Below are 12,815 nucleotides of genomic sequence, written 5' to 3' on the forward strand. Positions count from 1 at the left end.
CAATACCGTGTACTCCACCCACTCCATGCATTGAGCCTGTCGAACCAACACTCACCTCAGCCACGAAACACCCGTCTTCACCTCTATCTCGCTTGTATTTTCGACATCCTCCGAACCTGTGGGAATCTTCTTGTTATCGAGCCGGTCCACGTTTCATCGAATAGCTCGTCGCACTTCTCAACAAGATCGATTGGGGTGTGCGACGCGTCGCGCTAGTCTCAGTTTTCCGGTGCAGCCCGCCACGACGCCGATCACACGCCCTTTGTCCGTCGGCCACAGACAGTCTGTATGCTCGCAGTCGTCGTTTCACGCGCGGACGAGGCCTCCGAACGCATCGGCGAACACCTCCTAGAGATCGCCGAATGGGACGAATGCGAGGACGAACGCCGATCGGAGGCGAACGGCGGGGGGCAGTACTACCGAACCGAGGGCGTCGAGTTGCGTACTTTTGAGGATCTACACCTCCATCTTGACGGCGTGGCGGCGGCGTTCGGGGAACCGGAGCTGCTGGTGTTCGCCTCCAAGCACGCCGGCGACACGGGGCCGCTACTCACCGCACACGCCACAGGGAACTTCGGGCCAGCGGAGTACGGCGGCCGCCAAGGATCGCTCGCCCGCGCCGCGCCGAACGCGCTGTCGGTCGTCCGGGAAACCCTCGAAACCCACGCTCCGACGGGATACGACGTCGGCGTTGAGTGTACCCATCACGGTCCGAGCGTGGTCGGCTGTCCGTCGCTGTTCGTTGAGGTCGGCAGCGACAAACGCCAGTGGCGCGACCCCGACGCCGCCGAGGCTGTCGCTCGCGCGATTCTCGAACTGCGGGACGTGCCCGCCCACCGCGAGCGGGCGGTCGTCGGCTTCGGCGGCGGCCACTACGCCCCACGGTTCGACCGGATCCTAACGGACACCGACTGGGGCGTCGGCCACGTTGCCGCCGACTGGGCGCTTGACGCGATGGGCGACCCGCACGAATCGCGCGCTGTCCTCGCGAAGGCGTTCCAAGCGAGCGGGACGGAGTTCGCCGTCGTCGATGGGTCGTCGCCCGAACTCGAATCAGTCGTCGACGAGTTGGGTTTCGAGACGCTCTCGGAGACGTTTCTTCGAGAGACGACGGGCGTTCCGCTCGACCTCGTCGGACAACTCGAAGCCGAACTACTGCCTGTCGACGAGGGGCTTCGGTTCGGCGTTGGGGCCGAGGACGCCGACGAGGACGGGTTCGTGATCAAGAAACTCCCCACTGAGTTGCTTGAGGCGGCCAACGGGATCGATCAAAACGCCGTGCTCAAGGCACTCGATCGGACGACAGTCGGGTACGCGACGACAGAGGGCGCCACGCTGGCGTCGGGGCGGGTCGCCCTGCGGGACGACGAGGCGTATCGGACCGTGGTCGGCGAACTCGCCGCTGTCTTGGAAGCCAAGTACGATACCGTCGAAGTCCGGTCGTCGTCGGTGCTCGCGTCCCGGGAGGCGTTCGATCCCGACCGCGCCGAATCGCTCGGCGTCGATCCTGGGCCTGCGTTCGGGCGGCTCTCTGCCGGCGAACCAGTCGAGGTCGACGGCGAGCGGATCGACCCGGCCGACGTTCGGAGCGCGCGCGAGCTAACGTTCCCGTTCTGAGCGCGATTTCGTATCGCGATATTCGATTTATACTTCGTGGGGGCCCGATGATAGCTCGAATCCGGCCGAGGCATCTGACGTGTGTCAGACGCCGGGGAAAGATACTTTATGCGCGTACGCTACATCGGCGAGTAATGGATTCGATTATCGAGGACGCAATCGACGAGGCCGAAGAAAACGGGGCCGATGCGTCCGGGTCGGACACGGCGTCCGAGGTTAAGGGATCGGGAACGATGACCGACGAGGAACTCGCGAGCGTCGTCGAGGATCTTGAGACGAAGATCACGGTCGTCGGCTGTGGAGGAGCGGGCGGCAACACCGTCACCCGGATGGCCGAGGCGGGGATCCACGGCGCGAAGTTAGTCGCGGCGAACACCGACGCCCAGCACCTCGCAACGGAGGTCGACGCCGACGAGAAGATCCTTATCGGCCGCCAGCGGACCGGGGGTCGCGGCGCGGGGTCGGTTCCGAAGATCGGCGAGGAGGCCGCCCAGGAGAATCTGGAGGACATCAACAACTCTATCGACGATTCCGATATGGTGTTCATCACCGCGGGGCTCGGCGGCGGGACCGGAACCGGGTCGGCCCCGGTCGTCGCACAGGCCGCCCAAGATCAGGGGTCGCTCACCATTGCCATCGTAACGATCCCGTTCACCGCAGAGGGCGAACGCCGGCGGGCGAACGCCGACGCTGGGCTAGAGCGGCTCAGAGCCGTCGCCGACACCGTCATCGTCATCCCTAACGACCGGCTGCTCGATTACGCCCCCAATATGCCGCTGCAGGACGCGTTCAAGATCTGCGACCGCGTCCTCATGCGTTCCGTGAAAGGGATGACCGAACTCATCACGAAACCCGGGCTGGTCAACGTCGATTTCGCCGACGTGAAGACCATCATGGAGAACGGCGGCGTCGCGATGATCGGCCTCGGCGAGTCCGACTCGGAGAACAAGGCGCAGGATTCGATCCGGTCGGCGCTCCGATCGCCGCTTCTCGACGTCGAGTTCGACGGCGCACAAAGCGCGCTCGTCAACGTTGTCGGCGGTCCCGATATGTCCATCGAGGAAGCGGAGGGCGTCGTCGAGGAAATCTACGACCGTATCGATCCCGACGCCCGTATTATCTGGGGCGCCTCAGTCGACCCCGAGTTCGACGGCAAGATGGAGACGATGATCGTCGTCACGGGCGTCGACAGCCCACAGATCTACGGCAAGAGCGAGGCCGAGGAGGAGCGGGCGGTGGCGGCCGGGGACGACATCGATTTCGTCGAGTGACGCTCGCGCCCGAGCAGTTCGAGTAGTCCCGTCGGCGCGCTCTCGTTTGCTCCGGCGTAGGGAACCTGTATTGTCCGAGCGCCGGCCGCGCGGATCAACAAGTAAAAAACCCCGGAGACGAAACGGGTGAACATGAACACCCCAACGGATCTCACGTCGTACGTTCGCGTGTTGAAGCTAGCAAGCACGCCGTCGTGGGACGAGTTCTCGAAGGTGTCGAGCATCGCGGGGCTCGGGATCCTGCTCGTCGGCTTCATCGGGTTCGCCATCTTCGCGATCATGACGTTCATTCCGGGTGGTCCGTGATGTCGATCTACGCGGTCAAGACTACCGCAAGTCAAGAACGAACCGTCGCCGACATGCTGATAACCCGCGAGGAGCCGGGAATCCACGCGGCGCTTGCGCCGGATTCACTCACCAGCTACGTGATGGTCGAAGCCGACGACACGTCGGCGATCAGCCGCGCACTCGAGGACATCCCCCACGCCCGAAGTCTGGTCTCGGAACGGCCATCGCCGTTCAGCGAGATCGAGCACTTCCTCAGCCCGAAACCCGACGTCGAGGGGATCGCCGAGGGCGACATCGTCGAGTTGATCGCCGGGCCGTTCAAGGGCGAAAAGGCGCAGGTCCAACGCATCGACGAGGGCAAGGATCAGGTCACCGTCGAGTTGTACGAGGCGACAGTCCCGATTCCCGTGACGGTTCGGGGCGACCAGATTCGCGTGCTCGATAGCGAAGAGCGATAGCTCTCGTACCGGAGCCACGGCGCGTCGCGCCGTGCGTCGATAGCGAGGGCTGGTAGTCTCTACCCCGGATCCATTTTTATATATTCAGTCGCGGCTGCGCGCGTCGATCGCCAGTACAGTAGTGCCAACATTGCCGTCCACTCCGTGAGAAATCGGAACGGATAACGCCCCGGCCGCCGGTACCCAATTCATGGGTCGGTTTCGCCTCGACGCACACGTGAAGATCCTCGACAAGCGGGTTGTCGAGCGCGCGAAAGCCCGCGGCCTCGACGGCATCGTCTACGCGCCGCACTTCACCCGACTCGCGGATGCCCGTGCACGCGCGGAGCGGTTCTCCGACGAGGACCTCATCATCATCCCCGGACGGGAGGTGTTCACCGGCGACTGGCGGAACCGAAAGCACGTCCTCGCGGTCGGGCTCTCGGAACCGGTTCCGGATTTTATCACGCTCGAGGGGGCGCTGGCGGAGTTCGAACGCCAGGGCGCGGCGGTACTCGCGCCCCACCCGGAGTTCGCGACCGTTAGCCTCGAGTCGCACGATATCCGAGCCCACCGCGACCGGATCCACGCCCTCGAAGTGTACAACCCGAAGTACCTCAAAACGCACACCGAGCGCTCCGTGGAGCTCGCCGCCGAGTTCGAGCTGCCGTCGTTCGGCTCCTCGTACGCTCACCTCCGGGGCACAGTCGGCGAGGTCTGGACGGAGTTCGACCGCTCTCTCGGGGCGGCGACGGCGGTCGTCGACGCGCTTCGGGAGGGCGCATCGCGGTCGGTGCGCCGCCGCGACGGCCTCGAACATCGCCTGCGGTGTGGTGCCGAGTTCACGCACCTTTGCTATGAGAACAGTTGGGGCAAGATCGATCGGCTCTTTTTATCCGGGACGGAGCCGACCCACCCCGACCACATCGCCTACGGCGGGCGCTTCGCGGACGTGAGCGTCTACTAAACGGGGATCGGAAGCCGCGACGCCCACCCCAAGTCGACGTACGCCGGAAGGACGTGGACGATGCCGGCCGCGACGACGAGTTCGACCGCGGTGACGACGAGTGTGACGGCGTTTGCGAACCGGCTTGACGTCGTCACGCCCGAGGGAAACCCGTACTCCTGGCTCGACAGCGGGTAGAACAGCGCGATCCCCCGTCGGCTGCCGAGGTAATCGAGAACGTAGTGGGTGAGAACCCCGATCCAGACGTAGCCGAGGTTCCCGAAGAGGAACGGAAACGCGGCGAAGAGCCCGAGGATCGGGAGATTGTGCAGCGTCTTGCGGTGTTTGCCGAAGGCTGTGTCGACATCGGGGAACAGCGCCCCGAGCGTCACCGGGATCGTCACGGCGACGACGGTTCGAAGGGTTTCGACGGTCCCGGACGGCTCGAAAACGAATCCCAGCCCGATCCCCAAGAGCGCGGCGTTGAGAACGTGGCCCTCCTTGTTCATACCGTCCCGACAGCCGCCGTCATAAAAGGGTGTTCGCTCGACGGCTTCGCGGGTGGTCGGGAAGTATCTAAAAGGTTACATCGCCTCAACGGCCTCACGGAGATCCTCGAGCGCCCGCTGTGCGATCTGGCGTTTGATTTCGGTTCGGGTCCCGTCGAAGACGTACCGCTCGACCTGACACCACGACTCGCCGCTGCCCCATTCGCCAGCATGCGCGACACCGATGTAGACGGTCCCGACGGGCTTTTTATCGCTGCCGCCCTCCGGCCCGGCGATCCCGGTCGTCGCGACTCCCCACGTCACGCCGGCGGCGTCCCGGACCGAGCGGGCCATCGCTCTCGCGACCGGTTCGCTGACCGCCCCCTCCGCGTCGAGCAGTTCGCGGGGGACGCCCAGATCCAGTTTGGCGTCGTAGCTGTAGGTGACGACGGACCGATCGAAGTAGTCGCTCGATCCCGGAACATCGGTGAGCAGCGAACCGATGAGTCCACCGGTGCAGGACTCAGCGGCGGCGACCATCGCGTCGCGTCCGCGAAGCGACTCGCCGACGGTTCGTTCGATTGCCATACCGGATCGAAGCGCTCCGGGGACTTGAAACCGACCTCGCGGCAAGGGGGTGACCCACCGCCGGTCCGCGTCGAACCGATACCAATAACTGATATGCCGGCGCGAGAAGGAAGGGATATGACGACCCGCATGGCGGCCCGCACGCGCGAGACGGCCGAAACGGAGATCGAGGTGACGCTCGACCTTGACGGGGACGGCGACAGCACGGTCGAGACTGGCGTGGGCTTCTTCGATCACATGCTCGGGGCGTTCGCGAAACACGGTCTCTTCGACCTCACCGTCCGTTGTGACGGCGATCTGGATATCGACGATCATCACACCGTCGAGGACGTCGCGATTACGCTCGGACACGCCCTCGAGGAGGCACTGGGCGACAAGCGCGGCATCGCCAGGTACGCCAACCGGCGGGTCCCTCTCGACGAGGCCGTCGCGAGCGTCGTAGTCGACGTGTCGGGGCGGCCCCGGTTTTATTTCGACGGCGAGTTCTCCCAGCCGACCGTCGGGGCGTTCACGAGCGACATGGCCAGACACTTCGCGGAGTCGCTGGCGCTCAACGCGGGGCTGACGCTACACGTCGAAGTCGACGGGGCAAACGCCCACCACGAGATCGAGGCGCTTTTTAAGTCGTTGGCGCGGGCGCTGGACGACGCGACCCGGATCGACGACCGCCGCGGCGATACGCCGAGCACGAAGGGTACGTTATAACAATCAACGCTACGAGCGGTCTTCGAAACTCGGGTGCCGCGAGCGATCGATTAGGCCAAGAAGACGTGTCGCGGGCGGTCGGCCAGAACTTCTCGGCCCCACTCGACTGTCTCTCGGAAGTCATCGGACCGGAAGAACACCATCGCGTCCTCGCGGCTCGCCCACTGGCTGGCGATGAACATGTCGTTCTCGTCGTCAAGATTGGTCATGAGGTCGGTTTCGAGATGGCCGTCCATGTCCTCGAGTATGCCGGTGACGTCCCCGAAGGTGCTGACGAACTCGTCGCGGTAGTCGGGCTTGACGGTGTAGAACATCCCCATCGTACCGAAGCCGTCAGTCGCGTCGGCGCCGGCGCGGGCGACGACGCCCGGCAGGTCCGAGAGAAAGCCGCTGGCGGTGTCGGCGGCGTCCTCCGTCTCCCAGATAGAGACCACCGCGGTCCGGTCGCCGCCGTGTTCGTCGGCGTAGACGGCTGATTTGACGTGGGTGTCGTAGTGGTCGAAGCGCTCGGCCAGCGAGTCGAGTTCGTCGTGGAGCGTCCCGGGGTCAGCCTCGGAGTACAGCACCATCGCGTAGACGTCCTCGCCGTGTGGCTGGCCGGCGTAGATGTCGTTATCGCCGAGTTCCCCGCGGATGTCGCCGTCCGTGTCGGTGCCGTGCGTGTCAGCGTCATCCGTCTCGGAGCCGTCGCTCCCGCCGGCGTCGGACTCGATCGGTGCGCCCACGCCGGAGCGGGCGCCGTCGAGATCGGACAAAAAGCCCGAGGCGGTGTCGGCCGCGCGCTCGTTTCGCCACAGCGAGACGACCGCCGTTTCGCCGTCACCGGCCCGGACCGCCGTCGAGACGTGGGTGTCGTAGTGGTCGAAGTTCCCCCGAAGCCCCTCGACGTCGTCGGCGAGTTCCTCGGCGTCGGCGTCCGCCGAGAACAGCAGGCCGTACCCGGCGTCGGCGTAGTCGTCGAGGTCGACGCCGAACCGGCCGAGCCGACCTCGGAAGTCTTCGGGGTCGATCACCTCGTGGGCGGCGTCGACATCGGGGCGACCGTCGGAGCCGCCTTCGTCGCTCCCGCCGGCGTCCGACTCGTCAGTGCCGGTAGTATCGGCGTCAGCGTCCGAGCCGTCCGTCGGAACCGCTTCGCCGGACAGAAGCGCTGGGAGGTCCTCCGGCGCGAACCGTCGACCCATGTAGAAGGGGCCGAACTCCGCGAACTTCGAGGATGAAGGGTGGAACCGCATCTCGTAGAGAAGGTGTTTGATCTCCGTTGGGTCGTCGGCGAACAGCGTCACGCCCCACTCGTAGTCGTCGAAACCGACGCTGCCGGTGATGATCTGGTTTACTTTGCCCGCGTACTGGCGGCCGATATCCCCGTGGGCGGACATGTGCTCGGCGCGCTCCTCGAAGGGGAGGTCGTACCAGTTGTACTCGGGGTCGCGGCGCTTGTCCATCGGGTAGAAACAGACGTGTTCGGCATCGGGCATCTCCGGGTAGATGCGCTGTTTCATGTAGTTTCGCATCCCCGCGTCGTCGATATCCTCGATCCCCTCGACCAACTCCTCGTGCATGTACCCCGAAACCTCGGTCACGGAGACGTAGGAACTCGCTCGTTCGGTGAAGCCGGCGAACGCCGTCGATTCGAAGCGGCGCTCGGCCCGGTTGACCGCCGCCAGCGTCGGCCGGAGGTGCAAAATCATGAGATCGGCCTTGTGGCCGACGACGGAGAACACCGCCGACGCGCCCTCCTCAGCGTCCTCGAGATCGACGTGCGAGCGGAGATACTCGACGCCCTCCTCAAGCGCCAGTTCGCGATCGCGATCCGTAGCGTTCCGCCATCCGTCCCAGTCGATCCGGCGGAGGTCGTGCAGCGCGTACCATCCTTCCTCGGTGCCCGGTGGTTTTTGTCCGTCCATACAGCGCGATTCGGACGCACGGGTAATGTGGGTTTTGCGTCGTCTCAGTTTCCCGTGCCGCCGGACGAGATAGCGTGTCGTAGATATATATCCAGCCGACTTAGTACGGGAAAACCGGGAGGCAGGACACAGTGGGTTGCGTGAACTCACATCGGGGCAGTCGTCTTATTCAGCGAGCGGTAGTTCAACGACAAATATCGCTCCGTCCGGGTCGTTGTCTTCGATCCAGACGTCACCACCGTACTGGGTTACCAGCGTCTCGACGAGATAGAGCCCAACGCCGGTCCCGGAACTGTCGAGACCTTTCTGTTCCTTTCCGAACACCGTCTCCTTGCGATCATCGGGGATACCCGGACCGTTGTCGGCGACACGAATCCGGACCCACTCGTCGTCGGTAGTCGCCGAAACGGTGACCTCGCGGAGTTCCTTATCGTTGTGTACGATCGCGTTGTTCAGCAGGTTCCGGAACACCGATTCCAGCATATCATCGGCTAACACCCTGACGTCCGGGATCGCTCCTGCAACGGAGACGATGGTCCGCTCGTAGTTGGCTCGTACCTCGTCCATCTGTGTCTCGAGGACGTGCTGGACGCCGACCGGAGTTCGATCGGCCTCCGAGCGGAGCATTACCTTTGTAACCTCCCGGGCAGTCGTCGTGATGTCCAGGGCGTCGCGGGTCGCATTGAGGATCTGTTCGATGTACTCGGCATCGTCCTCCGCGGCGTGCTCGCGAAGTATCTCGGCGTACCCCAACACCAACTGGAGTTCGTTACGGATGTCGTGTCGCACGACCTGGTTGATGACCTCGAGGTTGTCCCGCTGTTCTTCGAGTTGTTTTTCATACTTTTTCAGTTCGGTCACATCGCGGGCGTACCCCAGCACAGCGTCCTCGCCGCTGCCGGAGGTCTGGTACGGGATCTTCGTCGTTTCGAGGATACGGCGTTCCCCGTCGGCGGTCATCAGTTCCTCTTCGGGGATCTTCTGTGGCTCGCCCGATTCGATCACCTCCACGTCGTCCGCACGGAACTCCTCGGAATCATCGACACTGGGGATGATGTCCGCCTCGAGTTTGCCTTCGACTCCCTCCGGAGTTAACCCGTACGCCTCCGCTGTCGCCTCGTTGGCCAGCAGGTACTTTCCCTCGCGGTTTTTGACGAAAACAAGGTCCGGCACGAGGTCGACGATCTGTCTGAGTTCTTTCTGCGCTTCCTTGAGGGCTTCTTCGTACTCCTTTCGGTCGGTGATATCGGTCAGAACCCCGACCATATGGCGGGAACCGTTGGCGTCTTCGACGAGTTCAGCGCGTCCTTCCACCCACAGCTGTTTCCCGTCTTCACTCCGGATTCGGTACTCGGTCCGGAGGGGTTCGCCCGTGGAAATCGCCTGTGCAATCTCCTCTTCGAGCGTCGGTAGGTCGTCCGTATGAACGTATTCGGCGAACGCCTCGTAGGTCCCCTCGAACGTTCCGGGGTCCATCCCGAACAGTCGTTCCATCGACTCGGTCCACGTGAGCTCGTCGGTTTCTATGTCCCAGTCCCAGACGCCGAGGTTTGCGCCCTCAACAGCGAGCTCGAACCGCTCTTTGAGACGTTGGAGTTCCTGTTCGCGTTGTTTCTGATCGGTGATGTCGGTCGAGACACCACAGAGCGCCGTGATCTCGCCGTCATCGTCGTAGACAGGCGATTTTCGCGTGAGTCGCACCGAATTTCCCGCGCTCGTTGGGACTGTTTCCTCTATTTCGATCGTGTCGCCGTTTTCGATGACACGTCGGTCGTCCGATCGGGCTGCCTCAGCGACATCCGGGGGAAAGAGATCATCGTCGGATCGACCGAGGATGTCTTCGTCCTCGTCTACGCCGAATAGTTCACGACAGGCCCGGTTTATCAGGAGGTATTTGCCATCGGTGTCCTTCAGGAACACCGCCGCGGACATGGTATCTATCACAGTCTTGAACCGACGGTCCATGCGCTGGAGCTTTTTTTCCCGTCTTTTCTCTTCGGTAACGTCCCGAGCAACCCCGATAATCCCGGTGACCCGCCCGTTTTCGGTGATCGGCGTGAGTTTCGTCCGCCAGTGACTGATTCCTCCTGGGAAATCTAGGCTCTCCTCGTACTCGATGGTCTCTTCTTGCTCGGCACAGCGACGGTAGTTCGCCGCGACGGCGGCACCCTGTTCGTCGCCGAGAAGTTCCCGTGGGGTCTGTCCGCGGAATTCGTCCTCGGAAAACCCACTCCGTTGTTGATGTGAGGCGTTATTTCGTCGAAACACGAACGCGTAGTCGTCGTCGACCGCTTCGACATCGAGTAAAAAGGCGGCATCCTCCATTTCATGGAATATAACCTCATAGACGCTCTCCGATTCGCCACCGACCGCGTCAAACCCCTCGGTGTCCGTATTTTTGCTAGAACCTTCTTGCATCCTATTTTCTTAAGAGCACATACGATACCCCGACAATTATATCTCGGGATCAGATCGACGGAATGTTCCGAGGACGAGCAGCTTGAGCTGCTCCGCGTCTGGTCATCCCAGGGTCGAACGGTTCCACACGATCTTGCGGCATCGGCCTGTCCCGCCTGTAGGGAACGAGAAGCTTGGATACTGCCCGTCGGAGCGGAGCGTCCTAAGGCGGTCAAACCGGGCGCGGCTAGGTCGCCACTTCGGCGCGCACCGGTCGCCCGTCGGCCACCCAACACCCCCGACGCAGCTGAGAGAAGCTGTTGCAGCCGCGATGCGGGACGTACGCGTCGAGTATATTGTTTGTTTTGTATGCTGAAATAATTCTTCTAAGCGCCGTATAAAATTTTATCTGCTCATTCGAAACGTCGTTAAGAAACTCGGCGAGAGACACCAGACGGCGCGAAACGGGCGAACGATCCCGAATCGACGCAAAGGCTCTGTTGTTTATATAGGGGTGGCAACACGTAGATGCAGGCGAGGAGATCACTAATGTCGAGCGCAACCCCGTCCCGTCAGACGCCCTCCGTGACAGATGACCGAAGCACCGCCGTCGCCTGGGTCGACCGGGCCGCCCGCGGCGTCCGCGCGACCGCCTTCTGGACGTCGACGATTCTGCCGATGTTCGCCGTCGCCGCGCTCGCGGCCGGTTCGGCCGGGCAGTACCCGATCGCTTTGGCCGGCGTGTTGGCGTTGAACATTGTCTGTGCTGTGGTCGGCCACGGCCACTCGCCCGGTCAATGACCGTGGCTGGATCGAACGCGGCGTCGGCCTACCGCTCTTACGGCGCGAAACGCCTCGCCGAGTATCTCCGGGCCGAGCGCGAGCGTATCGGCAGTGATCTCTACGTCAACGGCGACCGTCTCGCCGACGAACTCGGCCACCCACCCGCCGAGATCGAACGGCACCTCCGGGAGCTATCCGGCTCGGCCCCGGGACTCGAAATCTCGCTCGATTCCGGCTCTCCGCGTGCGCTCTGGCGCGTGTCGCAACGGTAACACCCCCGCTTTTCGGGTGCGTCGGCTCACTCGGTTCACGGCGCGGCCGTGCCGCCTGTTTATCACTGATAGCACATACGACGCCAAGCGGACCCGCCTAACTCAACAGCCACGGGACGAAGAGCAACCCGAGCAGGCTCAGGATCATCGTGGCACTTATGACCGTCGTCACCGCGCCGACGCTTCTCGCGCTGGCGTCGCCCGGTAGCCGCGCCGCAGTCGCCTCGACGCAGGCGTTGAGAATGTGGCCGCCGTCGAGCGGGTACGTCGGGATGCAATTGAAGATACCGAGGTTGATGTTGACCCACCCGGTCCAAAACAGGATGTTCACGAGCGTAAAGACGGTCCCGGCCCCGAGGGGGCCCGACACCGCATAGAAGTTGGTCACAGCGCCGTTAAAGCCCGCAAAGTTGTAGCCGACGTTCGGGTCGACGGTGTTCAGGAAGGGCAACACGAGCGCGCCGAAGGTCCGGGTCACGAACGAGGTCACGGGGTTTTCACCCAGGCCGGTCCCGCCAAGCATAGCATGGTAGCGGTCGGCCGGGTACGTGTCGATGCCGAAGTCGTCGACGACGACGCCGCTTGTCCCCGCCTGAATGCCGCCGACACCGAGGAAGCCGTGATCCGCCTCGGGGTGTTCGGCGAGCGTAACCGTGTAGACGTTTCGCTCGCCGTTCCACGGGTCGCCGTCTTCGCTGTCCCCGTGGTAGGTGACGACCTCAACTGTCTGGCCGGGGTCAGTTTCCGCGAGGACGGCCGATAGCGTCGCCGGGTCGGGGGTGCGCTCGCCGCCGATACTGTGGATGATGAGCGGCGTGTCGGGCGCGCCCGTCTGCCTGAGGGGTTGATCGGCCGACACTGTGCTGACGAACGTTCCGACCGGGAACCGGACGGTCTGTGGGGTGTCGCCGTCGTCACCTGCGAGGCGCAACTCGGCGACATCGGTCCCCGAGAGCGCCGCCTCGAACCCGGATTCGGTGTACACCGCTTCGCCGTCGACGTGCGTGAGTTCGGTGCCCGTTCCGATCGGCCCGTCGACGACAGCGCGGGTGGCGATAAGGCTCCGCTCGACCGTGATGGGGTCGGCGCTCCGACGGTCGACGGTGACCTCCCTGC

At 63.6% G+C, this 12,815-nt stretch carries 13 protein-coding genes; 8 read left to right on the forward strand and 5 right to left on the reverse strand.

Features of this window, described 5'->3' with window-relative positions:
• Positions 1-288 precede the first annotated feature (288 nt).
• From ACI944_RS05890 to ACI944_RS05910, 5 genes are all read left to right on the forward strand, one after another.
• Entirely contained in the window at positions 289-1,617 is a 1,329-nt protein-coding gene (locus ACI944_RS05890; RefSeq protein ID WP_411718133.1) for a D-aminoacyl-tRNA deacylase, read from the forward strand.
• 134 nt (positions 1,618-1,751) lie between these two features.
• Positions 1,752-2,888 carry a cell division protein FtsZ gene (ftsZ, locus tag ACI944_RS05895; RefSeq protein WP_411718134.1) on the forward strand — a complete coding sequence of 379 codons (1,137 nt, stop codon included), beginning with the start codon at positions 1,752-1,754 and terminating at the stop codon, positions 2,886-2,888.
• Positions 2,889-3,020: 132 nt separating this feature from the next.
• Positions 3,021-3,194: a protein translocase SEC61 complex subunit gamma gene (locus tag ACI944_RS05900; RefSeq protein WP_411718135.1), complete on the forward strand. Its 174-nt coding sequence runs from the start codon at positions 3,021-3,023 to the stop codon at positions 3,192-3,194.
• Positions 3,194-3,634, forward strand: a complete 441-nt coding sequence (locus ACI944_RS05905) for a transcription elongation factor Spt5 (protein WP_411718136.1) — start codon at positions 3,194-3,196, stop codon at positions 3,632-3,634. Before ACI944_RS05900 ends, ACI944_RS05905 begins: the two co-directional genes overlap by 1 nt.
• Positions 3,635-3,824: 190 nt before the next feature.
• On the forward strand, positions 3,825-4,580 hold the full coding sequence (locus ACI944_RS05910; protein WP_411718137.1) for a PHP-associated domain-containing protein: 756 nt from the start codon (positions 3,825-3,827) through the stop codon (positions 4,578-4,580).
• Here the strand turns inward: ACI944_RS05910 and ACI944_RS05915 are convergent.
• Together ACI944_RS05915 and ACI944_RS05920 are read right to left on the reverse strand one after the other, a co-directional pair.
• Entirely contained in the window at positions 4,577-5,068 is a 492-nt protein-coding gene (locus tag ACI944_RS05915) for a metal-dependent hydrolase (protein WP_411718138.1), read from the reverse strand. The genes ACI944_RS05910 and ACI944_RS05915 overlap by 4 nt on opposite strands.
• Before the next feature lie 75 nt (positions 5,069-5,143).
• On the reverse strand, positions 5,144-5,635 hold the full coding sequence (locus tag ACI944_RS05920) for a CinA family protein (RefSeq protein WP_411718139.1): 492 nt from the start codon (positions 5,633-5,635) through the stop codon (positions 5,144-5,146).
• A 117-nt stretch (positions 5,636-5,752) separates the two neighbouring features.
• Between ACI944_RS05920 and hisB the strand changes: the two genes are divergently transcribed.
• Positions 5,753-6,340 carry an imidazoleglycerol-phosphate dehydratase HisB gene (gene hisB / locus ACI944_RS05925; RefSeq protein ID WP_411718140.1) on the forward strand — a complete coding sequence of 196 codons (588 nt, stop codon included), beginning with the start codon at positions 5,753-5,755 and terminating at the stop codon, positions 6,338-6,340.
• Positions 6,341-6,390: 50 nt separating this feature from the next.
• Here the strand turns inward: hisB and ACI944_RS05930 are convergent, their stop codons facing one another.
• On the reverse strand, positions 6,391-8,247 hold the full coding sequence (locus tag ACI944_RS05930) for a heme-binding protein (protein WP_411718141.1): 1,857 nt from the start codon (positions 8,245-8,247) through the stop codon (positions 6,391-6,393).
• Between the two features lie 165 nt (positions 8,248-8,412).
• On the reverse strand, positions 8,413-10,665 hold the full coding sequence (locus ACI944_RS05935; RefSeq protein ID WP_411718142.1) for a PAS domain-containing protein: 2,253 nt from the start codon (positions 10,663-10,665) through the stop codon (positions 8,413-8,415).
• Positions 10,666-11,193: 528 nt separating this feature from the next.
• On the opposite strand from ACI944_RS05935, the gene ACI944_RS05940 reads away from it, so the two are divergent.
• Both ACI944_RS05940 and ACI944_RS05945 read left to right on the forward strand, forming a co-directional pair.
• Positions 11,194-11,445, forward strand: a complete 252-nt coding sequence (locus tag ACI944_RS05940; protein ID WP_411718143.1) for a hypothetical protein — start codon at positions 11,194-11,196, stop codon at positions 11,443-11,445.
• On the forward strand, positions 11,442-11,699 hold the full coding sequence (locus tag ACI944_RS05945) for a hypothetical protein (RefSeq protein ID WP_411718144.1): 258 nt from the start codon (positions 11,442-11,444) through the stop codon (positions 11,697-11,699). The genes ACI944_RS05940 and ACI944_RS05945 overlap by 4 nt, the downstream gene beginning before the upstream one ends.
• Before the next feature lie 97 nt (positions 11,700-11,796).
• Here the strand turns inward: ACI944_RS05945 and ACI944_RS05950 are convergent.
• On the reverse strand, positions 11,797-12,815 hold a 1,019-nt coding region (locus ACI944_RS05950; RefSeq protein WP_411718145.1), incomplete at its 5' end, for a site-2 protease family protein.

This window comes from Natronomonas sp. (assembly GCF_046710025.1).
Classification (GTDB): Archaea; Halobacteriota; Halobacteria; order Halobacteriales; family Haloarculaceae; genus Natronomonas.

What these genes read in the sequence shown, in the direction of transcription:
- hisB (WP_411718140.1), top strand. Translation starts at nt 5,753, where the DNA reads ATGACGACCCGCATGGCGGCCCGCACGCGCGAGACGGCCGAAACGGAG.
- ACI944_RS05905 (WP_411718136.1), top strand. Translation starts at nt 3,194, where the DNA reads ATGTCGATCTACGCGGTCAAGACTACCGCAAGTCAAGAACGAACCGTC.
- ftsZ (WP_411718134.1), top strand. Translation starts at nt 1,752, where the DNA reads ATGGATTCGATTATCGAGGACGCAATCGACGAGGCCGAAGAAAACGGG.
- ACI944_RS05910 (WP_411718137.1), top strand. Translation starts at nt 3,825, where the DNA reads ATGGGTCGGTTTCGCCTCGACGCACACGTGAAGATCCTCGACAAGCGG.
- ACI944_RS05915 (WP_411718138.1), bottom strand. Translation starts at nt 5,068, where the DNA reads ATGAACAAGGAGGGCCACGTTCTCAACGCCGCGCTCTTGGGGATCGGG.
- ACI944_RS05945 (WP_411718144.1), top strand. Translation starts at nt 11,442, where the DNA reads ATGACCGTGGCTGGATCGAACGCGGCGTCGGCCTACCGCTCTTACGGC.
- ACI944_RS05890 (WP_411718133.1), top strand. Translation starts at nt 289, where the DNA reads ATGCTCGCAGTCGTCGTTTCACGCGCGGACGAGGCCTCCGAACGCATC.
- ACI944_RS05935 (WP_411718142.1), bottom strand. Translation starts at nt 10,665, where the DNA reads ATGCAAGAAGGTTCTAGCAAAAATACGGACACCGAGGGGTTTGACGCG.
- ACI944_RS05940 (WP_411718143.1), top strand. Translation starts at nt 11,194, where the DNA reads ATGTCGAGCGCAACCCCGTCCCGTCAGACGCCCTCCGTGACAGATGAC.
- ACI944_RS05920 (WP_411718139.1), bottom strand. Translation starts at nt 5,635, where the DNA reads ATGGCAATCGAACGAACCGTCGGCGAGTCGCTTCGCGGACGCGACGCG.
- ACI944_RS05900 (WP_411718135.1), top strand. Translation starts at nt 3,021, where the DNA reads ATGAACACCCCAACGGATCTCACGTCGTACGTTCGCGTGTTGAAGCTA.
- ACI944_RS05930 (WP_411718141.1), bottom strand. Translation starts at nt 8,247, where the DNA reads ATGGACGGACAAAAACCACCGGGCACCGAGGAAGGATGGTACGCGCTG.